Genomic DNA, 23,856 nt, shown 5'->3' on the forward strand with positions numbered 1-23,856 from the left:
AATAAAAGATGCAATTATTTGGAGTTCTTTTTTAAGTTATTTAGAAAAAAACAAAACATATGAGAAAATTATTTTTGTTTGTAATGATAATGACTTTATTAATTTAAGTACCAACACATTTCATGAAGATTTAATCGAGGATATCAAATTAAAAGGTATAGCTACAGAAATAATAATTCTAAGAAATATTCATGAGTTAGTTAAGTTTTTAATAAGCCCTAGTGTTCCATATAGTGAAGAGCAAGATTTTATTGCAAATGAAGTTAAAAGAGTTCTGAAGTACAAAAAGTTCTCCATTTTTGATCAGCTAAAGACTGTTCAAGTAGAAACCGACTCCATAATAACGCAGCTTATAAATACATATTTAGATAACGAGTTGGAAGGTGTATTGGAACTTGAATCAATAACTATTAATCCTAAAAATCAAATTGAATTTATGTATGAAGTGAAGTTTTTAGATGATAATCTTGCATATGTTTTCTTTACGGAAACTTACAATGCAGGTTTCCAATATATAATTTCATCTAAACATTATGATTCTAACTTAGAACATGGAAAAATAATCGAACAATTTGATATAGAGGGCTTCTATTATTATGTAATCAATGAGTCCCGAGATTGGAAATTTGATTTTGAAGTTGCATTTGATTGTAAGACAGGTGATGTGTTTGAAATTAACCGATTTAATGATGGAACACTGATTGAATAGAATAATAGTAGCATGGACATCAGATAACATAATATTTACGCATTGGACATCCGTCCTTGGTCTGGCATTCGCCAGGACACCCAGCGTACGCTGGGTCGAGAATATAGGAATGTTATCAGAAAAATCTAAGGGGAGGTCTTCGAATGAGATTAAAAATGAATTTACTTGAGAATGCATATGATTTTTTGAATTCTTCACTTTCCTACTACAGTTATGCTGAAGAAGATTTTAGAGCGTGGAAAATTGCTTTTATTAATATTGTACAGTCAATAGAGTTAATGACTAAAGAGAAACTTAGACGTTCAAACAAGTTTCTGATTTATGAAAATATAGATAATCTTAAAAATACTATTTCATTTTCATTGGCATTAGATAGAATGATTAACATTCTTGAGTTACCTCTTGAAAAGAATGACGTTCAAAAAATCAAAAAGGCTATAGCACTAAGAAACCAAATGATGCACTTTGAAGTGGATTTACCTGTTCAAGAACTAAAATCAAAGTATTCAGTGTTATTTGAGTTTGCAACTTCATTTCATTACAGATTTCTGGATGGTGAATTACATAATTTCATAGATGAAGGATTATGGGAAGAAGAAGCTGAATTGATGGCTTTCTTCAAACAAGATTTTTTTATTTATAACTCCGAAGAGGTACATCGATTATTCCCAAAAGATTTTATAGAATCAAAATATATTGAAGAATATCTGATAAAAGACGAAGCTTATCCTCGAATTAGATATGGTGAAGAGAAGTATGAAAGAGGATTAAGACATACTAGGGAAAAAACTTGTGCTGATTGTATGGTTAAACAAGGTGAATTTCATGTGCCGGGATGTGACTGGGAGCAATGCCCAAAATGTTTTGGACAAGCAATTGGATGTAGTTGCAATTTTGAGGAAGAAGAGATTGTAGGATGATTCTATAGAAGAGATTACATCTAACATAATATTCACGCATTGGGCATAAGCCCTTGGTCCGGCAGAAGAATTTCAGGAGCGCAGAGGCAGCCGGGCACATCCGACTAACTCGGACGTCGTGAATACGGGAACGTTATGTGAAAACCTATCAAGTGCTTTTTAAAGTCTGAAAAATAAAGTTGAATTTAAGTTGAAGGCCTCATAGAAATGAAAGTAGGTGATGGAAATAAACCCATACCGTAAATTTGTCGCTAGCATTTCAGCTACGGATTTTGAAAAATATTGTCTTGAAGTGTTAAAGGCTTATGCTGAGGCTGAAGATCTTAAGGATTTCTCAATACTTCATAACCAAAAAGTTCAGACCAACGATGGAGAGTATCAAATAGATATTATGGCTGAATTCATGGCCCTATCTGTAAGTTTTAAAGTTATTATTGAATGCAAGCGTTATACAAGACCTGTAGAACGTGAAAAAATCGTGGTTTTAGCGGATAAGGTACGAAGTATAGGAGCACATAAAGGAATATTAATTTCTACTTCTGGTTTTCAAAGCGGAGCAGCGGAATATGCAAAGCAGCATGGAATTGCTTTGATACAAATATTTGATAAGTTCGTTATGCATGTTCAAGCTTCTAGCGATCCTCAAGTGAACCCTATTCTCGCAGAGTTTATTGAACGATCGCCTGAGTTTTATGCCTACCAATGGAATACTAATTTAATCGATTTTCCTGATAAAAAGATATATCCGTCAGAAAGAATGTTGTTAAAAATAAGGAAGGAGATAATGAAAAGAATTCCTAAAAGCAGTGAGTAAAAAATAACTTTGGATAGAATTTTACATAACAAAATTTTCACGCTACGGACATTTGCCCTTGGTATAGCAATCGTCAGTCACCCAGCATATGCTGGGTAGTGAATACAGGAACGTTATGTGAAACCCCAGTGGAAGGAGAATGAAAATGGCTGAATTAGGAGAAGAAATAGTGAGAAATTTTCTAGAAAACAGAGGGTTTCAAGTGAATAAGATACCTGAATCTCAAAACAAAACACCTGATTTTGAAGTATATAAGAACGGTAAGTTAGTATTCTATTGTGAAGAAAAAACCTTGGATAAGGACGATTTTGAAGGTTGCAAAAATGATTCGACATACAATGCAATTACAAGACATTTTCATACAGCTGCAAAGCAATTTGAAAGTATTAATCCACATAATCAAGTACCCAATGTCCTAGCTATTGTTAATCTTGATACTATGAAGGATTGTCACGATTTATTTATTAGCTTGACTGGACATGCGTTATTAGAAAGCGGAAAGTATTTAAAAATCAGGAATGTCAATGATTATACTAAGAAAGATATGAATTATATAAATCTATGTTTGTGGTTTGATAAAGAGACATTTATTAAATACTTATGGAGAGATGACAAGGAAAACACAGATAGGAAAAATATTGAAATCCTATTTAACAATTAATTCTGAGATATCATAGAGATCACATCAATGTACGAAGGTCAAATCTAAAATTTGATTTAGTTGTTGCTGGTACGTTTGGAATTAAGTGAATATAATACTGATTCATGTTTTAAATGATAAGAAAAATGCTTAGAAGTACCAGCATTGATGGGAGTGGCGTGCGTGCAACCTTACTTTACTCTAATTCTTCCCCAAGCAAATACCCCACAGATACTTCTAAAGCTTTAGCAATCATCACCACTTCATAATCTTGAACAAGACGATATTGACCCTCCAGACGTGATAGACTAGTTTGACTGATATCCAAACCCAATGTTTGCAATCTGGCGAGGAATTCTCGTTGTTTGATGCCCTTACTTTTACGAATAGATACGACTCGGGAGCCGATGATATTTTTGTCACCAGGTGGTTCTTGTCTATGCTTCATTATGTACACCCCTCATTTCAACCAAATTGTATGAGAAATAATGGTTGTTTTAATGCGGATATCGAATTAAAATAAAATAAACCGATAATCGCATTAAAATGACTGCTCATTTCTAGCATTAACAAGACTTGGCGCAGTTTAGACCCATCTGAGAGGTGGATGTATGAGCCGGTTGCTTGACTTATTGGAAGAGGAACGGCGCAAGCTTAATCAGCTTGGAGAGGCATCCTTGAAGCAAGCGATTCCGTTGTGGGAGAACCCTGAGGTTCAGGAACAGAGCCGGAGGGTGGATGAACTGGTGGCACGAGTGAGTGAAATGAAGGCGAGACATAGCCGAGTTGCACGATGATGAGCGAGGTACATAATGCTTAGGGGAGGAGAAAAAATGGATTTTCCACCGTGGATGCAACGAGCGATTCAGGCAAGGCTGGAAGAGGTATCCGCCCAGATTGAGCAAGATCCTGAATTTTGTCGTGAACGTGGGGAAACAGACGAAGCGTTTGGAGCTTTGTTTGCAGGCAAGAATGTTGAGCAGACACCTGAATTTACCGAGTGGGAGAATCGTTACATTGTCAGCAAAGGCATAGAGAATGAGCGGTTGTACATGCAAGGACTGAGGGACGGTATTCAGCTCACAGTTTCCTTGCTGGGTCAGTCGATGTTGGAGGAGAGCCATACAAAGGCTCATCAAACCACTGACGCGAACCTATAAGCTAGGGGAAGCGATCTCAATCTCTACCTAAAAAAACAGCCGAAGCGTGTAACTATCGCTTCGGCTGTTTTTTTTAAACTCTCTACTTTTCCAAAATCCAATTCTTACTTCGCACTTACCGATTTAAACCAATCATTCACTTCTTGCGTGATCTGATCACCGCCATTGGATTTCCAGTTGGCGACGAATTGGTCAAAGGCATCAATCGGCAGTTGGCCGTAGATGATTTTGTTGAAGGTTTCCATTTCGGACTGGCGGAGCAGGTTCCATTTGGATACCATGGTTGGTGTGGCTGCGCCAGTGAAATAGTTTTGTTTACGGATGTCGATCTGGGACATAACGACTTTACCTGCATACCAGTTTTCCGGTTTACGGAATTCGGCCATTTGTTTCTCGTAAGGTGTTTCAGGCTTCTCGCCGTTGGCCAGCTTCACGAGTGTTTTCATGTACAGATCCGGGATACGTGCTGGGCCTGTCAGGAACGGGAATTCGTTGGAGAAGTCTTTGATCTTCTCTTTGTCACTGGTCGGTTGTCCGTCAATGATATCCCAGTCGTAACCTTTGGCGAAGCCGTATTCATACTCACTGCCCGCAGCCGGGTTAGCCAGGTTATCGAGCAGGTAGTTGTAGTACAGGAAGATGGCTTCTGGATGCTTCGCATCCTTGTTGATCATGATACTTGCGTTGACACCAGAGTTCTGCCACTTCGTACCAATCTTACCGTCTGGGCCAGCCGGAACAGGGTAAGCTTTATATTTTGAGCCAGGTACGTTCTTCAGCAGGTCAGGTGCAGGCCAGTCGGGTACCCAGTTTGCGCCAGGCAGAATGCCTGCTTGGCCTTTCGTCCAGCTTTCAGCGGATTTACCTTCGTCCCACAGGGCGGAGTCGGCGTGGATATAACCTTTGTTCATCCATTCAGCCAGCTTGGCAAGGGCTTGTTTCGCACCCGGGTTAACGGAGCCGTACTCCAGATTGCCGTTTGCGTCTTTGTTCCATTGCTCCTCGATTGTGCCGTATGCCCCGAACAACCAGTCGAGTTGGCCCATCCAGGTGTTGGTGTTATTTTTCAGCGAGATCGCCAGTGGGAATACTTTGTCTGGAGACAGACCGTCCGGGTTCTCGTTTTTGAATTTGTCCATGATGTTCTCAAGGTCTGCAATGGTTTTCGGAGCTTCCAGCTTCAGCTTCTCCATCCAGTCCTCTCGTAGCCAGAGCAGCGTATCGTCGTTATCGGTGTACTCCATGATCGGCATGTTGTATTTCTTGCCGTCCTTGGTGAACGGATACCACAGTTCAGGATGTGCTGCTGCGTGATCTTTCAGGGTCTGACTCGCGTACTTGTCGAACAACTCATCGATAGCGATGAATTGACCGGAGTCGATCAACTGATTGGTCAATACCGCATTGGTGGGTACGGTGACGAAATCTGGCAGCTTCTCGCCCGAAGCGATCGCCAGTTGCAGCTTTTGTCTGTATTGATCGTCATTGGCCGGATACCAGGTATCTTTATGCTTCATACCGAGCGTTTCCAGCATCCAGCGATCGTGAACGTTATTTTCTTTGGTATCCCCTTGCACGTATTTCTTCGGCATCAATACCGAACTGAATTCGATGGGTGGGTCGTATTTTCCTTTGGCAAAAGCAGCTTCTGCTTCAGCTGAACCGACGGTCGCCGGTGTATCATCTTTGGTACCATTGTCACTGGCTGTATCGCCACTGCCGCACGCAGTGATCGTGATGAGCGCGATAACCATGAGCAGTGACCACCATGTTTTGAATTTGATCATTGTTCAATCCCCCTACGATGTATGATCTTTACAAGTGTAACTGTACCAATTTGGACGGGAGGGCATCTATATGAGTTTGTTAGTTTCGATAGGACTCTATTAGTGCAAGTTCAAAAAATTCGGTTTTCAGTACCGAGAAGATGGGATAAAGCTAGAAATGGAGTAGCGGAGCGTAGGATGACTACGTGAGCAACGGACATTTCGGCTGAATCCCATATTCGATGCTGATCATGCCTTCAGGCATGATTCGTAATCAAAAGCGAAATTTTTGAACAACCTCTAAATTATGTTATTTATGCTGGTCTCGGTACTCTTGCGGTGTGACGCCGAACTGGCGCTTGAACACTTTAATAAAATAAGCAGGATCCATATATCCAATCTCCATGCTGATTTCATATACCTTTTTGGTGGTCGTAACCAGCTTGTGACAGGCTCGATCCATACGCAGGCGCGAGATATAATCACTGATGCCTTCGCCCGTTTCGATCTTATATATCTTGGACAAATGAGTCGGATGCAGATTAACATGGTCGGCCAGTACACGCAAAGAAACATCCAGATGCAGGTTCTTATCCGTAAAATCCTGAATCTTCTTCACATACTCGGAACGAATGTCCTTGATCTCGTTGGACGTGCCTTCCTTGAGTTTGCCAAGCACACTAAGCGACCATTTGCGCAGTTTACTGATGGTGGTGAAAGCTTCCCCGCTCTGTAACCACTCGATATCGTCACCCATTAAATTAGCCAAAGTTAGCCTGTTTCGGTGTGCGAGATTGGTGAACGAAGCCGTAATCAAAAAACCAGCCTCCATACAATGCTCCCACGATTCCGACCATTTCTCATCCAACTCCGCACAGACGGCTAGTATTTTTTCTTGTGCCGCATCCCATTGACCACTCTCTAATAGATGAATGAAGGTGGGTGGGGTATACAGGACATCCAGCGGACCTTGTGCCGACGGAGTTTCCACGTCGCTGACCCGCATGACGAATTCACGCTCGTCGCCGACAATTTGCCGGAAATAAGCAGAGGCTTGCCGAAAACGATCATATAGCTGATCTGGAAACGCGAACCATTCGGTGATGACGATGGAGAGGGAACCCTTCAGGAACTGCTTAACTTTGGACTGAAGTTGTACCGAAAGCTTCTCCAGTATGGTTTCTTTGCCAATGTCGGTATCGTTCTCTTTCAGTTGAAGCAGAAACACCAGATATCCATGCTCCTCCTTCACGCCCCACACTTCCATAAACTCACCCATAATCTCTTCCGCCATATTGATGACCGCATATTCGAGCAAGGTTTGATCATTATTGTCATATTGGCCGAATTCTTCTTCCATACGTACAAGCATTAATGCACAATCCCCGGCGTAGAAGGGCAGATCGTAATTGGCAAGTTTCCGTGCCCATTCGCTGGAGGCAATTCGATGTCCCTGTAAAGCCTCAAGCAATAGCCGACCCCGCAAATGCGGCAGATTCTCCCGCAGGGTAAACTGGGTTCGTTTCAGTGAGCTTACGAGTTCCCATTCGGTGTTTAATTGATCGATGGCCTTCTGAACGGCACCCATCAATTCATCGTCTGTGGGTGGCTTCAGCAAGTAATCAACGGCCTCGAACTGGATGGCTTTTTTGGCGTAATCGAATTCGGAATGTCCGGATAAAAGAATGCACTTTATTTTTTTGTCACGGACTCTGATCCGTTCGATCAGTTCAATACCAGTCATTTCAGGCATCTGAATATCCGAGATCACAATATCTATAGGGTGGGTATCGATCAGTTGAAGTGCTTCGTGTGCCGAGTATGCTTTATGCACCTGTTCGATCCCCAGCGTATGCCAGGGCTTAGTCATGGAAAGGTTATCTACCCAATGTGCTTCATCGTCTACGATGATCATTTGCATGTTGTTTGTCTCCCTTGGTGGTTGAACTAAGGCATATTCACACTTGCCACTCCGATGACAGAACAACCTTCCGATCGCTGTTACCCCCAGATTTTTGATTTACTTTTACAAAGGTGAAAATCTGGGGATAAAGGCGAACGCTCCGCTTCTTCAGGTTTTTTCTGTCCTCTACGTTCACGTGCAAATGGTTAGTTCAAAATTAAATCGTCAATTTATTGTTAGTATCGATATCATTTAGAATCGGTATTTCCTTTATCGGAATCAGTATCCTCTTTTGGGATCTCCCAGATCATCTCGGTTCGGAATCCGCCGAGAGGGGATGGGCCGAATAGAAGGTAGGATTGATTGCCGAATAAGTGCATGATTCGCTGATTCGTGTTCCATAGGCCACAGCCCATTTCCTCCTGCAGCGGCTGCTGCATTTTAAGATTCAAAGCCTCCAACTGATCCGGGTTCAAGCCGGGTCCATCGTCATCAATGTGAATTTTGCAGAACCCGTTCGAGCTCTCACCAGTAATTCGAATTTCACCGGATGAATAAGACTTCGCCACGCCATGAATGACCGAATTCTCCACAATGGGTTGCAGCATTAATCGTGGTACGGACTGGGCTAGCATATCCTCAGGGATGTCGATGTGGTATTCAATTCTGCCATTACGCAGCTTCTGGATATCCAAATAGTTAACGAGCAGATTGATTTCTTCCTTCAGAGAAGATGTTTCTCGCTCCACTCGTGTCGTATAACGATAGTAGGCACTAAGGTTATGCGCCATGGAGACGACGGCTTGCTCGTCCTTCATCTGGGCCATGTTGATGATATAGCCAAGACAATTATATAGAAAATGAGGATTGATCTGCGCCTGTAATTGTTTCAGCGTAGCTTCCTTGGCCCTGATTTTTTCCTGGAACACGTTCTCGATCAGGTCTTGAATCTGATGGGACATATCATTGAATCGATGGAACAAAAACGAGAACTCATTCTGATCCTTGCTATGCAGACGTACGGAATAATCTCCGCGCTGCACGCGGCGTAAGCCTTGGATCAGCTTTTTGATCGGATATTGAATGTTTCGATATAACAGGATTGAAGCGGAAATGCCCACCACGAACAGCAAAATCATAAAGAGATAGAACAAGTTCCGACTGAGCGATATCGGTTGAAGAATCTGATAGAGTGGTACCACGTCGACCAAATGCCAATCCAGATAGGAGGATTTCACCGAGCTAACGAGATACTTTTTCCCGTTCAGCTTGACGACATCCTGTGTGGTGTCCTCGGACGAGTGTTCATCCAGATAACGAATGAGTTCTTCGGATAGCTGCTTGTCTGCACTGCGGTTTAGAATGGGCGAATTTCCTTTGTGATAAAAGAAAGGATCACCTTGTCCACCTTCCTTATACGTATCCAGCATGTTCTGAATATTCTCATAACTGAAGCTGGCTTCGATCACCAGGTTGCTTCCCGTCAACATGCCCGGCTGGGCCAAGGAATCCGTAAAGAACCAGTAAAAGGATTTCATATCCTCTTTTGACTCGGCACCATCACCGTAAGTCCATTGTCCGCTCATATTTCGTTTCAGGTAATCCTCATCATACCCGGTTGTTCTATTATAGTTGGCAATGACATCTTGATTCTGCTGTGAATGCACAGCATATCGAGTAGGCCATATATCGGTAACCCCGGCTTGCAGCATCAGCTTTTCCTGAATGACATATCGGGTCTGCATCTTGTCATAACGATCATTCCAAATGTTCAAGCCATTGAATGCTCTGACATTGGGATCTCTTGTAAGAATAAGACTGAAATCCATCATCTGATTAATGCGGGAATCAATCTGACTGGATAAAAACGTGAGCTGCTTCGTATTGGAGACCTGTAGTTCTTTACTTACAACATCATAAGTGACATTGTTCGAATAGGTATACATGATAATAATGGGGATGAACAGGAGGATAATTAAGCAGTTTATTTTGGCAAACAGACTAAACCGGGATCTCGTCGTTTTTTCAAATAATGTTAAGCGCTTCCATATATTCATAAATGTCTCCTTTTAATACGTATGTGAACAACCTCTTCAGATGATATTCCTAACAAAACACTATGAAGCCTAACAATGTTATATAGTCAGACCTGAGAAATGCCTGATACTATTTATATCAGAGATCCCCATTACACACAAAAACTTTTTTTTGGGAACAGGAGCGCGCTATGGAGGCTAATATGGAAGCTAACCGGGTACCTCAAGCGGACATTGGGAGCAAGCCGAACAGAAAAACAAAAAAACGCTATAAACAACCATGGATTCTGCACTTAATGGTGTTGCCGGCGGCTATTATGGTCTTTATTTTTTCATACATTCCGATGTCCGGGATTTTGATGGCATTTCAAGATTATAAACCTGCACTTGGTTTTTTCGATTCCGAATGGGTCGGGCTGAAGCATTTCAGATATATGTGGGAAAATGATTATTTCTTGCAAATTACGTGGAATACGCTGTTTTTTGCCTGTTCCAAGATCATCATGAATCTCATTATTCCGTTTGTCTTCGCCTTATTGCTTAATGAGGTACGGAAGATGGCGCTGAAAAGAACGATTCAAACGCTCGTATATTTGCCGCACTTTTTGTCTTGGGTTACACTGTCAGGCATTCTGATCGACATTCTGGCCCAGACGGGTATTGTCAATCAGTTCCTGGTCTCGGTATTCGGCATCAAGCCGATCTTCTTTCTTGGGGATGGCAGCTGGTTCCGATTCACCATTATTGCGAGTGATGTCTGGAAAGAGTTTGGATTCAACACGATCATCTTCCTCGCGGCACTGTCCGGCATTAATCCGTCACTCTATGAAGCGGCTGAAGTGGATGGGGCGGGACGCTGGAAGCAAACGATGTATATTACCATCCCGGCACTTATTCCAATTGGGATCGTAATCGCAACCCTGGCACTGGGTAATGTGCTTAACGCTAACTTTGACCAGATCTTTAACTTATATAGTCCATTGATTTACCAGCAAGGGGATATTATCGATACGTTCGTATACAGAGAAGGTCTGCTAAGTGGGCAGTTCAGCTTCGCTACCGCGGTGAATCTGTTCAAATCGGTCATTAGCTTGATCCTGATTGTGATCTCCTACCGACTGGCTTACCGATTCGCTGGATACCGAATTTTCTAGAAAGGATGACGAGACATGTATCATAAAACGATGCCTTACCGCATATTCAGCATAATCAACAATGTGTTACTGACCATCCTTTCACTGCTCTGCTTGCTGCCATTGTATCACTTACTTATGGTATCGCTTAGCTCAACTGCACCTGCAAACGCTGGACTCGTTACGTTCTGGCCGATTGGTTTTACACTGGAGGCGTATGCCAAGACGTTTGCTAACAGCAATTTCCTTTCCTCCCTGTGGGTGTCCGTAGAGCGGACGGTACTGGGAACAGGGCTTGCGTTAATCGTCAATACGATTGCAGCATACGCGCTCTCCAAGGAGACGCGGGTGTTCCGTGCACGCAACATCTATCTATGGTATTTTGTCATCACGATGCTGTTCAGCGGTGGCCTCATTCCGGGGTATATCCTGATTCTGAAGCTGGGACTGATGAATACTTTGTTAGCATTGATCCTGCCGGGTTTGGTTGCGGTGTTCAACATTATTCTGCTGCTGAATTTCTTCCGTACCGTTCCCAAGGATCTGGAGGAAGCTGCATTTATCGATGGGGCAGGGCACTTGCAGACGTTTATCAAAATCTATCTGCCCGTCTCCGTACCTGTCATTGCAACGGTGTCCCTCTTCATGATGGTTGGGCATTGGAACTCGTACTTTGACGGGATCATCTACATCCGTGATGCGGAAAAGCTGCCACTGGCGACATTCATGCAGACGATCATCGTTCAGGCGGACATGTCGAAGCTCGATCCGGAAGCTGTAGCGAACCTGTCCAAGCGGACCATTCGGGCTTCACAGATCTTTATCAGTGCGCTGCCAATCCTGCTTGTGTATCCGTTCCTGCAACGTTATTTTGTAACCGGGATTGTGGTTGGGGCTGTGAAGGAGTAGTTGAATGTAGGGGTTAGAATAGGGTTTGTAAAATGGAGTCACTGAACTGGGGAAGGCCAGGGAGGAGGCTTCTTTTTTGTTATGGAATAGATGTATATTACCTTTAATTGAATAAAATGGTACTATGAGAGTTGATTAAGAGCATGAGTCATTTACCAATAGGAGGATGTGGACAAAGTGAAGAAGATTATGGTTGTTACCCTTGCTTTGACGTTTTTGAGCGTATTCATGACTTTTACAGCCACAAGCGCACCGAAAAAGATCAATATATTACTTAATGAAAAAGAACTAAAGACTCAAGCAGGCGCTGAAGCTCCCAAGAAATCAATTGAAGTTATGGTTAACTTGGAAACATTTCAATTAGTAGAGGCAAATGATTATATCATCTCTGACGGCCACATACTCGTTTCGCCAGCCTATATTACGAATGTACTAGATTTCGATGTGCCTGGTAAAGGGATATGGTGGGATAACGAAGCCAAAAGTGTAATATTTGCATATGTCGACAAAGATGATTATCCAAAACCAAGGTTAACTTTTAAGGTGGGGGAAAGCTCTTTTACCGAGTTCGACAAGCAAATTGAACTAAAGAGTAAAGTATTAATGGTAGATGGAAGAGTTTATTTGCCGTTAAGAGCAATTAGTGAAGCATATGGTAAGGAGGTTCATTGGGAATACAATAACAGCAAGAACATGGTTCGAATAACTGCGAAGAATAACTTGCCATGACTTTTATGCAGAACAACAGGTTTTAAAGGAAGTAATGTTTTAGTCTGAAAGAATGATTTCCAGGGAAGCTAGGAAGCAACCAGACACACTTAGCATTCACAGAATCGTTAATACAGGAACGTTAAGTGATTTCGTTAAGCTGAAGACATCCAGGCTCGATCTCAAATATGTTTTTACGTTTAACCAGATCGTTGGATACTTAGAGACATCAGTCGATATGGGATTATTGAATATGAGGTATGTAAAGATAAAGTATAATTTGTAGGCTATATTTCTGAAAAGTGGAGATCGGAACGAAGCCCGTTGCCCATACACTCCCAATCCTGTTATAATTCCGATATATCTATCGTATTGGGGGTTATGACGTGGCAATATGGATGATGCCGGATTGCTCGTTCGCTAGAAAGCCTTACGCAAAGCCTGAATAGGGGCGGACTTTGTGTAGGGCGCGACAAAATGAGATCGTATGCCCTGGAATCAACATCAACATCATGGTTCAACCCGCAGGCTTTGCACCTTACTTTATTTTCATAATAAAAATAAGGGGCTGAAAGCCATGCAAACACCATTTATTCATAATCATCAGTTCAATTATATTCAAAAACAAGCTGATTTCCTGCTTAAAACGCTGCGCTCGGTCGTGGACCCCAAAGTATTGGATACGGTCCGTTATACCGTCAGCACGAATGCCGTTGGCATCTTCAATGATCTGACGCCGGAACAAAAGCAACTGCTAGAGCAGTTATCCACGTATGAGAAGACACATGAGTTGCAGACCTATCTGAACCAGCTGGAAGCATATCTGATTCCATTTCCGCAAGTATCCGCGAAGCAGATTCAGAAGCTGTTTCCCAAGGTAAAGAAGCTCAAAGTGCCGGATCTGGAATCCATCGATTACGCACGTACAACTTATCTGAGATGGACCGACATTGCTACCGATCGCTTGTTCATCGTGTATCCGCACGAAGGCAGATTCCTCGGAATTGAGGGGCGGCTTACAGCCACGAACAAGAAAGGGTATTGCATGTTCTGTCATCGCCATCAGGAGCTCGGGTTCTTCAACGTGAAGACCAAGAGTTATACGCCGGACAACATTTCTTCCGTGGCCCAGTACGTATGCATGGATAACACAGCTTGTAACCATAGCATCACCGATACTAGTATGTTGGAGAAGTTTCTTCTCTCGACCGTAAAATAATTGAATCTAAACAAACAGGGTCGCTCTTTGGAGCGACCTTTTTGCTGTGTTCAAGCGGAATTGGGACGTCAGGTGTCATATCAATGTAGCACTATAAAGCCTTTATAGCATCGAAGGATCATTGGCGTAGTTCAGTCCCAGGTTATGCGCATGGTTCAGCAGTGCCTCATAATGCTCAGGCTTGGATTCCAACGTTTCATATAAAAACTCAACCCTGGATCGGGACACGCCGCAATAATCGGCAATTCCCACATTGAGCAGATTGGCGATTGATTCACCATAGTTGCGCTTCTGCATCTGTTGTTCCGTCACACCCGAAAGGGCGATCCACAATATTTGCTGATGAGGAAGTTTCTTCGCGCCGTAGGCAAACCCGTTGTTCATGACACGATCCACATAACCTTTCAACATGGCTGGCAGATGCCACCACCAAAGAGGAAACACAAAAGCCACAGCATCGTGCTTCTTCAATCGTTTCATTTCAGTTTCAACCTCAGGCGAGAACACCTGATTTTCTTGGGTATAGTCTGGTTCGTCTATCTCACGAAGAATCGGGTCGAATCCAATTCCGTGTAAATCCAATATCTCATAACCGTGACCAGCCTCGGTAAGACCTTTTGCAAAACGTTCAGCTACCTGGAAGGTCAAGGAATCTTTTCTCGGGTGGGATACTACAACGAGTACGTACATATTAACTTTCACTACCTTTCTGGATTGCAGTCTTGTAGCCATAATTCAATGGCTGATGCTATTATAAACAGGTATGAGAACATCTGGAAGTACGCACTTTGTTGTTCTATAGGAAGAATGAAGTGCCATAGGAACATCAAAGTACCCTAAATGGATGCCTCGAAATGAGCTTAATAATAGAAATAAGAACAGCAAAAAGATTATATTTTCATCTGGGATACAACCGGATATGGAGGGGTTCAAGAATGACAGAACATGGAGAAACGGGTGCTCCAAAGAAATATAAAGTAGGTGTGGAAGCGGCCCTGGAAGTGATGGGTGGGAAATGGAAGCCCTTAATCATTTATCACTTGATGACCGGACGTAAACGCACGTCAGAGCTTCGACGATTGATACCGGACATTACGCAGAAGATGCTGACAACACAGCTCAGAGGTCTGGAAAAGGACGAGATTGTGCAGCGCAAGGTATATTCGGAGGTTCCTCCCAAAGTGGAATATGAGTTAACGGACTACGGCTGGGGACTCAAGCCTGCGCTGGACCATCTATGTTATTGGGGAGAAGAGCATCTGGATAAAATCCATGGGGATAAATTTAAAGTTCTGGAAGACTTTGATTCCGAAGAGAAGGGGTCGGGAAGATGAATGGTGCGGAGCACGCGAAACAGGCAGTGCCCTTTCGTTGTGAAGGCGTGGCAGAAGAGCTTCGATCAATACCGCGTACTGATGCTGAAGCGGGCTGGCCGTATGTTGCACAATGAGTGGTGTTATGTGGGTGGCGGGATAGAAAAGGGCGAGAAGGCATGGGAAGCTGCACTCAGAGAAGTTCATGAGGAAACAGGCATTACGGAAGTGCGGTTATACTCTGCCAATCAATTTGAACAATATTACTCACCCACGGAGGATTATATCTATACCGCTCCCGTATTCGTAGGATATGTGGAAGAAAGCCAGCCTGTCCGGTTAAATCATGAACATACCGAGTACCAATGGATGACGTTTGACGAGGCCAAAGACAATGCGGCATTGCCCGGAATAGATGACATTTTGCATTTTGTTGAAAAGCATTTTGCCAGAAAAGCCCCTTCCGAGTGGCTTCGAATTAATAGAGAGAAAGATTAGGAGGTGGAACTCATCACATACAAGACGATTTATCCAAGAGCATGGTTGAGCCTATTATGTATGTTGGTCATTGAAGTCATACTTTTGAGGGATGGTATGTACGATAAAAATGGTATTCTGAGGTACTCCCTGATCGTAATAGTGACCTTTATTCTCGGTTATATCGTTTTTCTGATCTGGCGTTTATTGTTCACTAAACCCAGTATTACGCTGGAAAGCGATCATGTGATTTCTACGAAACATCAGAGATATGATGCATCTCAGATTGAGTGTGTTTATGTGAATTATAGGCGGATTGGCATCAAACTCTATGGTAAACGGTTAGTGCCGGTGGATTTATGCTTTTATTTCCAAAGAAATCAGGAGACCGAAGGATTAGAGGAGTTACATGAATGGGCAGCACGAAATCATAAAGATATGAAACACAAGTTCTTTCAAACCTTAGCGTAGACTTGTACGTTTATTTTATTGAGACCGTCATGTCTTGGGGATGATGAGGGCGTAATGTTGTTCACTTTTGCCGAAATAAAATTTAAGTTCTGGAGGTGTGCACACGTTGATAACAATAGAACAATTTCTAACAAGTGATTGGTATAAAAACGTTATTGCTGAGCTTATTCTGCTTAAACCTCACGTCAAGTTTGTTGAACATGGCAACTATGAAGCAGAGCTATTAATGGATTCCTTTAGAGAACGGAAATATGTTCTTGAAGGCATGGGCACTTCTCTTCCAACAGAAGAAGAATGCATCCAGTGGTTAATGGAGCAATACAACGAGGACAAAGCTAACATTATGTCTTATGTTGAGGCTCGCGTAACATTTAGTGAGCAATTAGACGATGATCCTGACGGGGAATTCCCAGAGGGGGAGGAGCCTGATGAAGGAGACCGATCTGAGGTTGTTGAGGTTTTAGGTTTTACAAGGTCTGTAATTGCTAACACGATCATTGAATATGATATGGTCAAAAATCATCCTAAACAATTAACAGCGTTTTTTAAACGCACACGAATTCCGGGTGCAGCTATGTTTTCATCACAAATTAAAAAGGTATATGCTTCGGTAGCAAAGTGATACAGCCGCTTACTTACATCTGCAAGCGGTGAATTTTAAATGTCTAATCCAGAACATCAGCAGGAGGGATGCTCATGAAATATCTAACGAAAGAATGGTATGAGCTTTGTCAGCAGACACATCTTCATTTTGGTTTAAGAGTACATAACGGAGCTTACGAGTTCGATGAGAATCTATTTTTGAAGCTGTATAAAAGAAAGGAAAAAGCGCATGTGAAGCAGGAACGAGAGATATATAATTTGGACCCACGTTTCATGCTCGAGCATGATGGACAGGTGCTCACTCGCGTAGACAAAGCTTTCGGTGAGGAAGAAGTGAAAGAAGAGGATCAGATCGTTTACCACATGCCTCCGGAAGAACGAGCGCATATCGAGAAACTCATTGCCGAATATGATGTCCGTCCTCCGTTTGATGAGAAGAAATGCAAGGAAGAGTACAAAGAATCGATGGAGTGGAATTTTCAATACAAGGCGGAGAATTTGCCAAAGGGATTCGTTGAACAAATTGCGGATATCCGTGTATTTACGTTGGGTTATTGCACGAGAGAAGTTATGCTACAGCTAAAGAAACAGAGTGCAGAAAATAGGAGAGAGATGGACCGCGTATCAACCGAATTCAGGGAAGTGATGATGGCACAGGATATCCCCGATGATATACATAGCCGGGTTCAATTTCATGATTGTACGGTAACGGAACTGCTAACGGGAGATGAAGTGGTTATTCGTTTTGACACTCGTGGGGGCTTTACCAATATAAATAAACTTACGCTGGTTGCACCCGAAATCATCAAGCAAGAGGGTGAGATTGTAGGCAGCTACTGGCTGTATCAAGAGCTGTATCGGATCGATAACGGATATGAGCTCAATGTTCTATTTGGTGGTGCGAATATGCCTGAGCTGATTGTTCGCTGTGCTGACATTCTCGGTGAGGAAGAATGAGAGAGAGCAAAAGGGGATGAATATGGAGGAAATAGAGATAGAATGGACCACCAGTACCTTTGGTTATTTATCTATTCCCGTATTTGTCGTGGGCATTGCGTGTTATTTTTTTTCTGATTTTCTATACAAAATATTTGTTCTGATGAGATATCGAGGAATAAAACCAAATCACGAGTTTGAAGATATCCCACCTAATAGTGATATCCCTAAACATATAGAAATAATATTAAAAGCACTAGGCACCATTATGGTTATCCTGGGGATAATATGGTTTTGGTTTTCAGAAGAGTTTTACGACTTATTATTTTTAAAAACAGCAACACCATAAGCAGCAAGATGATAGCAAGCATATTATCGATGAGAAAGTATAGATGAACGACACGACTTGAAATTTTTCTAAGAAAGGAACAGACCATGATGAAACCACAGGGGAACGTACAAGCTGTTTTTATAGACAGAGATGGAACAATCGGTGGTACAGGTCATTTTATTCATCCGAGAGATTTCAGATTATACCCAAATGCTCAAGAAGCATTTATGCGTTTGAAACGAGAAGGAATTATGGTACTGGCGTTTACGAATCAATACCGAATCTCACGTGGAGAAGCAAGTGTTGAGGATTTTGAAGAGCAATTTCGCGAGTACGGATTCGATCACTCCTATATATGTCCGCATGAGCAAGAATGCAGCTGCAGAAAGCCTAAACCCGGAATGTTATTACAGGCCTCAGAGGAACACGGTCTGGATTTATCCAAATGCATAGTTATTGGAGATGTAGGAGATACAGACATGCTTGCTGCCCATGCCGTAGGTGCGACAAAGATCATGGTAAGAACAGGCTGGGGAGAATCTTCATTAACCAAATTCAGAGACAAATGGACGGAGACCGAACCTGATTATATCGCAGAAGATATTTGGAATGCAGTACAATGGATCATTCATGGAAGGGAACTATATGAGGAGAACCATATGCTAATCAATCCAACGATTAATGAGATCAATAACTTATTCAAGATGCATCATATCAACGAAGAAATATCTGAAATTCAAAGTTTGTCAGGTACCACAGCTGGACGTGTTTATCGGTTGACTACGAGTCTGAATAAGCACTATATTCTGAAATCAGATGAACCCGAACAGATTCACATTGCCCAGCAGTTTTTGAATACGTATAAGAATTCGTCGTTATTGCCTGAAGTTTTGTTGACTGATCCCGACAACACTTATTTTATTTACACCTATATGGAAGGAACGACCCATTTCAACCGGGGACAAAAAAGAGACTGGTTAACTCGTTTGGTGAAAGAACTATTCAATACATATATGCGTTCTTCAGATACGAAATCATGGGGCAGAATAGAGTTCCCACAGAGAACCTGGAAAGAATTCAATCAGATCAGCATTCATGAAGCAAAGATGAATATCGGAAGTATTTTAACGACAGATGATTATAATCTGGTTCAATCCAAAGTGGATCGGCTGTTTCATGAGGAAGAAGAGAAGTTTCTTTTACATGGCGATACGGGGGTTCATAATTTTGTATATGATCAAAATGAACTCATCGGCGTTATTGACCCATCTCCAATGGTTGGACCTATCCTCTATGATTTCTTGTATGCTTTTAGCTCTTCGCCGGATGATATCAACACCGAAACATTATTTGCTACGTTCGAACTGTTAGAGCAAGTAGATATGGAAAAATCCAGATTGATAGAGGAAGCTCTGGTCCATCTATATTGCCGAATTGGGCTGAGTAACAAGCATCATCCTGATGATCTGCCTGAATACTTGAAGGCATGGCAGGAATGGAAGCGATTATGTCAGGAACTTTGAACTAGCAAACTTTTTACAGCTATCGCAAATGCCTTAGTTCAGACTATACAAGACAGGAGAGATATCACAAGTTGGATAACAAAAGTAGTTTGAATCGTCCGAATATTTGGACGACCCCAGATATATTTCATGGCGACTTACTTGCCAGTAAAGAACTCATCTATGACAGGTGTGGCTTTGTTTGCTCACAACCACATGAAGAAGCACAAAATGCTGAATACGGGGCGTATGTGTTCACCTTAAATTCTCTCTCCATTCGATTTCGCGTCGCCAAAACCACGCCAACCAAGATCGGACAATTTGTTACCCTGTGGCAGCGGAGTGAGGATAGATCGACACAGCCATATGACGTATCAGATCCATCAGATATGTATGTCATTAGTACGCCCACAGGCAGCCACTTTGGTCAATTTGTATTTCCAAAGCATGTATTGTTACAGCGAGATATCATATCGGATCAAGGCGAAGGTGGCAAGCGGGCCATACGTGTATATCCGCCTTGGGACAAGCCAACAAGTAAGCAGGCTCAAAAAACGCAACAGTGGCAACTGGAATACTTCATGGAAGTACCTTTTACCGAACCGTTGAACTGTGATCAGGCCCGGGTACTTTATGGCACCGAACAATTAAAGTAAGTGAAACAATTGCTCAGATTCTCCAAGTTCTTCTCCTCCGAATCCCAGCTTTTCACCGATCTTTTCTACATATCTCCTCTATTCGTTATTTCCCAGTACTGAAGCGTGTGCTATGTCCTCCATTTGTTAAAAATAGTGAACGTCAGTTCATTTAATTTTTTTTGAAATTTGTGCTTGCCTTAATGTGAACATTAAGCCTTAGGATGTAAAAGAACCGGCCAAATGCATCCCAAAATGAATATAAAGGAGGAGTCAGCATTATGGCTTTTTCGATAAAAGAAGCTTCGGAGCGGCTGGGTTGTCCTGCACATAAAATTCGTTACTACGAGAAGGAGGGACTGCTCCCTTACATTAGGCGGGATCAACATGGAAATCGGATGTTCGAGGAAGAACACCTCGATTGGATGAGATTGATGTCCTGTTTCCGGGCAACGGGTATGAAAGTATCTACACTGAAACATATGGTTAGTCTGGCACTGGACGGGGATTCAACCATTCCACAACGGAAAGCGATCCTTCACGAATATAAAGAAGAATTACATCGCCGCCAACTTGAAATTGCCGAAGCACTTGCAGCGGTAAATAACAAATTGACGATCTATGAAGACATAGAGACAGGAAAGCTTCCTTCAGAAAGCAAGTTGCTAGACCAAATGGAAAGCATCGGTAAAGACTAATATGAACGGATGGAGAGATGGAGAAATGAAGCAAAGAGTGCTGGGAAATAGCGATATAGTCGTATCTTCGATTGGATTGGGAATTATGGGCATGTCTCCGGGGATGTATGGAGAAACCAATGATGAGGAGTCAATAAAGACCATCCATCACGCGTTGGAGATTGGTGTTACACTGCTAGATACAGCAGATGTGTATGGTAATGGTCATAATGAAGAACTACTGGGGAAAGCGCTGATGGGTCGTCGCGATCAGGCCATTATTGCTACCAAATTTGCGTATACCCCGAACTATGAAACGTTGAATGGCCATCCGGATTACGTGAAAAAGGCTGTAGAAGCAAGTCTTCGCAGGCTGGACACCGACTATATTGATCTGTACTACCAACACAGGGTAGATCCTCAGATTCCGATTGAGGAAACCGTTGGTGCGATGGCTGACTTGGTTAAAGAGGGTAAGGTCCGCTGCCTTGGCTTGTCGGAAGCATCGGCTTCCACTTTACGCCGTGCACACGCCGTTCATCCGATTTCTGCGTTGCAGAGCGAATATTCCCTGTGGAGCCGGGATATTGAGGACGAGATTCTACCGACTGCGAGGGAATTAAATATTACTCATATTGCATACAGTCCATTAAGCAGAGGGTTTATCTCAGGTGAGATACGGAAATTCGAAGATTTGCATGTTAATGATCTGCGCAGATATATGCCGAGGTTCCAAGGAGACAATTTCGCCAAAAATATAGAAGTTGTGGATAAAATCAAAGAGATCGCGATGGAGAAGAGTTGTACGCCTGCACAATTGGCTTTAGCTTGGACTATGGCTAATTACGCATTGCCGATTCCGGGAACGAAACGAATCAAATATTTGGAGGAAAACGCGAACGCTGCAACGCTTGAACTAACGCCTGATGACTTAGCTCGCATTGAAAAGGTCAGTCCCCAAAATGAGGTGCATGGAACACGTTATATGAAAGAAATGATGACTCAGCTCAATGGGTAAATAATGTCCTTATAACTTGTTATCCGTAGCGAAGTAGTTGCTCAGTAAAATACAAATATTGAATACAAATAGAGACTCTCCTTTAGTGAAAGTCTCTATTTGTATTCATTTCCAATCGAGAGATACGAATGTTGATAGAGCGAGTGGATTCCATAGATCATATGAAGAAGCTACGATGTTTGCGAGGTGGTTAAAGAGTGTAGGACCATGTGGAATGTTGATAGTGGACAGGCAGGGGAGTCGAAAAGGCAAAAAAGAAAGTATGATTTAGAGGAATATCCTGTATAATTTAGAGAACAATCATGTCTGCATTTCTGTAGAGAATGAAGGATCTACGATTGGAAAATAAGGCATCCCTATTATGGGAGTGATTCTACTGCCACTTTGAATACTGGAGTGTGGTTATGATCGTATTAACGTCATCAATAGCATTTACCATCCTGATCCTAATCGTGATTCTCTTTCAGGTTGCTTTAGCAGTAGGTGTGCCGTGGGGAGAGTATGCCATGGGTGGGAAGTTTCCCGGGAAATACCCCCGATCCATGCGATTTGCCTGCTTGTTTCAGATTACCATTCTAGCCTTTATCGCTCTAGTTGTCCTGAGTAAATCAGGTCTGCTCTTGCTTGGATGGTCTACGTTTGCAGATACGGCGATTTGGTTTATTGTTGCGTATTTGGTGCTGGGTACGATATTAAACCTCATTACAAGAAGCGTATGGGAACGAAGAATCTGGGCTCCCGTAACTTTGCTCCTACTTTTAACCAGTGTAATCATAGCCATCTCATAACAATGTGCCGAAATGAAATGCACGACCTTACAGCCCTGGCATTTATGCCAAAGGGCTCTTTAATAGTTGTGGGTCGTCATTTATACTAATGGGAGTTTAGCCCATACATAGAAAAGATCAACGGAGAGGAGAGGCCACGATGTCGCCTATCTACTACTACCTAGCAGCAGGTGTATTGGTTGTTGCAGCATATTTATTTTGGCGTAAACTCAGGATTTTTCGTCCAGCAGGAAGCCGCAAGAAGCACACGAAGATTACCTATAGACGAAAAAAAGTGCCTATGAATCTTGGACTTCGTGAAGAAGTCTCCTATGAGCAAACCGTTCAACAATTGGAAAAGAGCTTCAATAAGCATTTTGCCAATAAACTCAAGATCCGAATTCAACAGGAATATCCCCATATGAAAACGTTGGAGTATCGTTGGAAACTGCTGGAGCTGAAGCGGTACTTCATTATGGCTTCTTTGCTAAAGCAGGTGCCGATGTTCAGCGAAGAGGTAGACGAGCTATGGCATGAAATGTTGATGTTTACCAAGTCATATGCAGACTTTTGTGCGGAATTTATGGGTTCCACGGTACATCATGAGCCGACCGTTACCCGCCGCGAAACGCCAGGAGCAAGAGCCTGGTTTGACTGGGTGTATTGCCAATTATTTGAGTTCACTCCCTATAGCTCCGCGATCTGGGGTGATTTCTTCAGCTATCCGTTATCCAGTGATATGCAGAAGCTGATCGCGCATGGCAATCAATCTGAACTGGTGAACCAACTCTTTCATGCTAGACGCATGCAGGAGGATCCTGAAGCTGCGGGGGTTATTACCTACTTGATTGAACGACTACAAAGGTCAGCAAGCCTGAGCGAGGAAGAGCTATCTCTTGAAACTTCGGGTGGGAGCGATGTGGCTCTCATCATGGCTAGTGCCATGGTGTATCACTCTATGCATCACGAGCCGACATATGGAGTGCATATGGGGCGTCTGGAGCAGGAGATTCTTCCACAGGAAAAGGCCGCCTATGGTGCTTCGTCAAGCAGTGGTTGTACGAGCAGTTCCAGCTGTTATGCAGATCATTGTACTGACAGCAGTGGCTCCTCAGGAGATTCCGGATCATCCTCTGGGTCATCATCCGATTCTTCCTGCAGCTCATCCAGCTGCTCATCTTGTGGCGGTGGTGGAGATTAATGAAGGAG

At 42.7% G+C, this 23,856-nt stretch carries 26 protein-coding genes; 21 read left to right on the forward strand and 5 right to left on the reverse strand.

All coding sequences use genetic code 11. From position 1 onward, the window contains the following. The 4 genes from P364_RS0100005 to P364_RS0100020 form a co-directional block, all read left to right on the forward strand. Positions 1-709, forward strand: a 709-nt coding sequence (locus P364_RS0100005) for a DUF4935 domain-containing protein (RefSeq protein ID WP_029880604.1), incomplete at its 5' end; no start/stop codon positions are given. Between the two features lie 143 nt (positions 710-852). Further along, positions 853-1,629 (forward strand): hypothetical protein, encoded by a 777-nt coding sequence (locus tag P364_RS0100010; protein ID WP_024628127.1) that lies wholly within the window; start codon positions 853-855, stop codon positions 1,627-1,629. Between the two features lie 220 nt (positions 1,630-1,849). Then, the gene (locus P364_RS35965) at positions 1,850-2,443 is read left to right on the forward strand and encodes a restriction endonuclease (RefSeq protein WP_052016435.1); all 594 of its coding nucleotides are present in this window, start codon (positions 1,850-1,852) and stop codon (positions 2,441-2,443) included. 145 nt (positions 2,444-2,588) lie between these two features. Beyond that, positions 2,589-3,104, forward strand: coding sequence for a hypothetical protein (locus tag P364_RS0100020; protein ID WP_024628129.1), 516 nt, complete (start codon positions 2,589-2,591; stop codon positions 3,102-3,104). Positions 3,105-3,279: 175 nt separating this feature from the next. On the opposite strand, the gene P364_RS0100025 is transcribed toward P364_RS0100020, so the two are convergent. Beyond that, complete coding sequence (locus P364_RS0100025) at positions 3,280-3,531, reverse strand: helix-turn-helix domain-containing protein (RefSeq protein WP_024628130.1); 252 nt, start codon at positions 3,529-3,531, stop codon at positions 3,280-3,282. Between the two features lie 163 nt (positions 3,532-3,694). On the opposite strand from P364_RS0100025, the gene P364_RS0100030 reads away from it, so the two are divergent. After that, entirely contained in the window at positions 3,695-3,880 is a 186-nt protein-coding gene (locus P364_RS0100030; protein WP_024628131.1) for a hypothetical protein, read from the forward strand. A gap of 36 nt (positions 3,881-3,916) precedes the next feature. Further along, positions 3,917-4,243 carry a hypothetical protein gene (locus P364_RS0100035; RefSeq protein ID WP_024628132.1) on the forward strand — a complete coding sequence of 109 codons (327 nt, stop codon included), beginning with the start codon at positions 3,917-3,919 and terminating at the stop codon, positions 4,241-4,243. 104 nt (positions 4,244-4,347) lie between these two features. Here P364_RS0100035 and P364_RS0100040 read toward each other — a convergent pair whose 3' ends face one another. From P364_RS0100040 to P364_RS0100050, 3 genes are all read right to left on the reverse strand, one after another. Further along, positions 4,348-6,030 (reverse strand): ABC transporter substrate-binding protein, encoded by a 1,683-nt coding sequence (locus P364_RS0100040; protein WP_024628133.1) that lies wholly within the window; start codon positions 6,028-6,030, stop codon positions 4,348-4,350. A gap of 289 nt (positions 6,031-6,319) precedes the next feature. Beyond that, entirely contained in the window at positions 6,320-7,930 is a 1,611-nt protein-coding gene (locus P364_RS0100045) for a response regulator transcription factor (RefSeq protein ID WP_024628134.1), read from the reverse strand. A 230-nt stretch (positions 7,931-8,160) separates the two neighbouring features. Next, positions 8,161-9,969 carry a sensor histidine kinase gene (locus tag P364_RS0100050; RefSeq protein ID WP_024628135.1) on the reverse strand — a complete coding sequence of 603 codons (1,809 nt, stop codon included), beginning with the start codon at positions 9,967-9,969 and terminating at the stop codon, positions 8,161-8,163. Positions 9,970-10,244: 275 nt separating this feature from the next. On the opposite strand from P364_RS0100050, the gene P364_RS0100055 reads away from it, so the two are divergent. The 4 genes from P364_RS0100055 (at position 10,245) to P364_RS0100075 (ending at position 13,917) form a co-directional block, all read left to right on the forward strand. Further along, positions 10,245-11,102: an ABC transporter permease gene (locus P364_RS0100055; protein WP_413379527.1), complete on the forward strand. Its 858-nt coding sequence runs from the start codon at positions 10,245-10,247 to the stop codon at positions 11,100-11,102. 15 nt (positions 11,103-11,117) lie between these two features. Beyond that, positions 11,118-11,990 carry a carbohydrate ABC transporter permease gene (locus P364_RS0100060; protein ID WP_024628137.1) on the forward strand — a complete coding sequence of 291 codons (873 nt, stop codon included), beginning with the start codon at positions 11,118-11,120 and terminating at the stop codon, positions 11,988-11,990. Positions 11,991-12,167: 177 nt separating this feature from the next. Further along, the gene (locus tag P364_RS0100065; RefSeq protein ID WP_024628138.1) at positions 12,168-12,719 is read left to right on the forward strand and encodes a copper amine oxidase N-terminal domain-containing protein; all 552 of its coding nucleotides are present in this window, start codon (positions 12,168-12,170) and stop codon (positions 12,717-12,719) included. A gap of 556 nt (positions 12,720-13,275) precedes the next feature. Further along, a complete protein-coding gene (locus P364_RS0100075) occupies positions 13,276-13,917 on the forward strand; it encodes a FusB/FusC family EF-G-binding protein (protein WP_024628140.1) in 642 nt (213 codons plus the stop codon). A 102-nt stretch (positions 13,918-14,019) separates the two neighbouring features. On the opposite strand, the gene P364_RS0100080 is transcribed toward P364_RS0100075, so the two are convergent. Then, complete coding sequence (locus P364_RS0100080; RefSeq protein WP_024628141.1) at positions 14,020-14,607, reverse strand: NAD(P)H oxidoreductase; 588 nt, start codon at positions 14,605-14,607, stop codon at positions 14,020-14,022. A gap of 245 nt (positions 14,608-14,852) precedes the next feature. On the opposite strand from P364_RS0100080, the gene P364_RS0100085 reads away from it, so the two are divergent. The 11 genes from P364_RS0100085 to P364_RS35970 all read left to right on the forward strand — a co-directional run bounded on the left by P364_RS0100085 (position 14,853) and on the right by P364_RS35970 (position 23,848). Then, positions 14,853-15,251, forward strand: coding sequence for a winged helix-turn-helix transcriptional regulator (locus P364_RS0100085; RefSeq protein WP_024628142.1), 399 nt, complete (start codon positions 14,853-14,855; stop codon positions 15,249-15,251). Continuing rightward, complete coding sequence (locus P364_RS0100090; RefSeq protein ID WP_152532653.1) at positions 15,252-15,728, forward strand: NUDIX hydrolase; 477 nt, start codon at positions 15,252-15,254, stop codon at positions 15,726-15,728. Positions 15,729-16,284: 556 nt separating this feature from the next. Continuing rightward, positions 16,285-16,800: a hypothetical protein gene (locus tag P364_RS0100100; protein ID WP_024628144.1), complete on the forward strand. Its 516-nt coding sequence runs from the start codon at positions 16,285-16,287 to the stop codon at positions 16,798-16,800. A gap of 74 nt (positions 16,801-16,874) precedes the next feature. After that, complete coding sequence (locus P364_RS0100105) at positions 16,875-17,738, forward strand: DUF4085 family protein (protein ID WP_024628145.1); 864 nt, start codon at positions 16,875-16,877, stop codon at positions 17,736-17,738. Positions 17,739-17,760: 22 nt separating this feature from the next. Continuing rightward, positions 17,761-18,066 carry a hypothetical protein gene (locus P364_RS0100110; RefSeq protein ID WP_024628146.1) on the forward strand — a complete coding sequence of 102 codons (306 nt, stop codon included), beginning with the start codon at positions 17,761-17,763 and terminating at the stop codon, positions 18,064-18,066. 86 nt (positions 18,067-18,152) lie between these two features. Next, positions 18,153-19,571 carry an HAD-IIIA family hydrolase gene (locus P364_RS38440; RefSeq protein WP_268870885.1) on the forward strand — a complete coding sequence of 473 codons (1,419 nt, stop codon included), beginning with the start codon at positions 18,153-18,155 and terminating at the stop codon, positions 19,569-19,571. Positions 19,572-19,642: 71 nt separating this feature from the next. Then, entirely contained in the window at positions 19,643-20,206 is a 564-nt protein-coding gene (locus P364_RS0100125; protein WP_024628147.1) for a MepB family protein, read from the forward strand. A 260-nt stretch (positions 20,207-20,466) separates the two neighbouring features. Next, the gene (locus P364_RS0100130) at positions 20,467-20,883 is read left to right on the forward strand and encodes a MerR family transcriptional regulator (RefSeq protein WP_024628148.1); all 417 of its coding nucleotides are present in this window, start codon (positions 20,467-20,469) and stop codon (positions 20,881-20,883) included. Positions 20,884-20,908: 25 nt separating this feature from the next. After that, positions 20,909-21,880 carry an aldo/keto reductase gene (locus P364_RS0100135; protein WP_024628149.1) on the forward strand — a complete coding sequence of 324 codons (972 nt, stop codon included), beginning with the start codon at positions 20,909-20,911 and terminating at the stop codon, positions 21,878-21,880. Positions 21,881-22,284: 404 nt separating this feature from the next. Next, the gene (locus tag P364_RS0100140; protein WP_024628150.1) at positions 22,285-22,668 is read left to right on the forward strand and encodes a hypothetical protein; all 384 of its coding nucleotides are present in this window, start codon (positions 22,285-22,287) and stop codon (positions 22,666-22,668) included. 139 nt (positions 22,669-22,807) lie between these two features. Next, the gene (locus P364_RS35970; RefSeq protein WP_024628151.1) at positions 22,808-23,848 is read left to right on the forward strand and encodes a hypothetical protein; all 1,041 of its coding nucleotides are present in this window, start codon (positions 22,808-22,810) and stop codon (positions 23,846-23,848) included. Positions 23,849-23,856: the final 8 nt, after the last annotated feature.

The organism is Paenibacillus sp. MAEPY2 (assembly GCF_000499205.1).
Lineage (GTDB): Bacteria > Bacillota > Bacilli > Paenibacillales > Paenibacillaceae > Paenibacillus > Paenibacillus vandeheii.

Coding starts and splice junctions, on each gene's coding strand:
- P364_RS35970 (WP_024628151.1), top strand. CDS start 22,808: ATGTCGCCTATCTACTACTACCTAGCAGCAGGTGTATTGGTTGTTGCA.
- P364_RS0100130 (WP_024628148.1), top strand. CDS start 20,467: ATGGCTTTTTCGATAAAAGAAGCTTCGGAGCGGCTGGGTTGTCCTGCA.
- P364_RS0100055 (WP_413379527.1), top strand. CDS start 10,245: ATGGTGTTGCCGGCGGCTATTATGGTCTTTATTTTTTCATACATTCCG.
- P364_RS0100085 (WP_024628142.1), top strand. CDS start 14,853: ATGACAGAACATGGAGAAACGGGTGCTCCAAAGAAATATAAAGTAGGT.
- P364_RS0100035 (WP_024628132.1), top strand. CDS start 3,917: ATGGATTTTCCACCGTGGATGCAACGAGCGATTCAGGCAAGGCTGGAA.
- P364_RS0100020 (WP_024628129.1), top strand. CDS start 2,589: ATGGCTGAATTAGGAGAAGAAATAGTGAGAAATTTTCTAGAAAACAGA.
- P364_RS0100105 (WP_024628145.1), top strand. CDS start 16,875: ATGAAATATCTAACGAAAGAATGGTATGAGCTTTGTCAGCAGACACAT.
- P364_RS0100075 (WP_024628140.1), top strand. CDS start 13,276: ATGCAAACACCATTTATTCATAATCATCAGTTCAATTATATTCAAAAA.
- P364_RS0100045 (WP_024628134.1), bottom strand. CDS start 7,930: ATGCAAATGATCATCGTAGACGATGAAGCACATTGGGTAGATAACCTT.
- P364_RS0100050 (WP_024628135.1), bottom strand. CDS start 9,969: ATGAATATATGGAAGCGCTTAACATTATTTGAAAAAACGACGAGATCC.
- P364_RS0100060 (WP_024628137.1), top strand. CDS start 11,118: ATGTATCATAAAACGATGCCTTACCGCATATTCAGCATAATCAACAAT.
- P364_RS0100010 (WP_024628127.1), top strand. CDS start 853: ATGAGATTAAAAATGAATTTACTTGAGAATGCATATGATTTTTTGAAT.
- P364_RS0100080 (WP_024628141.1), bottom strand. CDS start 14,607: ATGTACGTACTCGTTGTAGTATCCCACCCGAGAAAAGATTCCTTGACC.
- P364_RS0100140 (WP_024628150.1), top strand. CDS start 22,285: ATGATCGTATTAACGTCATCAATAGCATTTACCATCCTGATCCTAATC.
- P364_RS0100110 (WP_024628146.1), top strand. CDS start 17,761: ATGGAGGAAATAGAGATAGAATGGACCACCAGTACCTTTGGTTATTTA.
- P364_RS0100040 (WP_024628133.1), bottom strand. CDS start 6,030: ATGATCAAATTCAAAACATGGTGGTCACTGCTCATGGTTATCGCGCTC.
- P364_RS0100025 (WP_024628130.1), bottom strand. CDS start 3,531: ATGAAGCATAGACAAGAACCACCTGGTGACAAAAATATCATCGGCTCC.
- P364_RS35965 (WP_052016435.1), top strand. CDS start 1,850: ATGGAAATAAACCCATACCGTAAATTTGTCGCTAGCATTTCAGCTACG.
- P364_RS0100090 (WP_152532653.1), top strand. CDS start 15,252: ATGGTGCGGAGCACGCGAAACAGGCAGTGCCCTTTCGTTGTGAAGGCG.
- P364_RS0100030 (WP_024628131.1), top strand. CDS start 3,695: ATGAGCCGGTTGCTTGACTTATTGGAAGAGGAACGGCGCAAGCTTAAT.
- P364_RS38440 (WP_268870885.1), top strand. CDS start 18,153: ATGATGAAACCACAGGGGAACGTACAAGCTGTTTTTATAGACAGAGAT.
- P364_RS0100135 (WP_024628149.1), top strand. CDS start 20,909: ATGAAGCAAAGAGTGCTGGGAAATAGCGATATAGTCGTATCTTCGATT.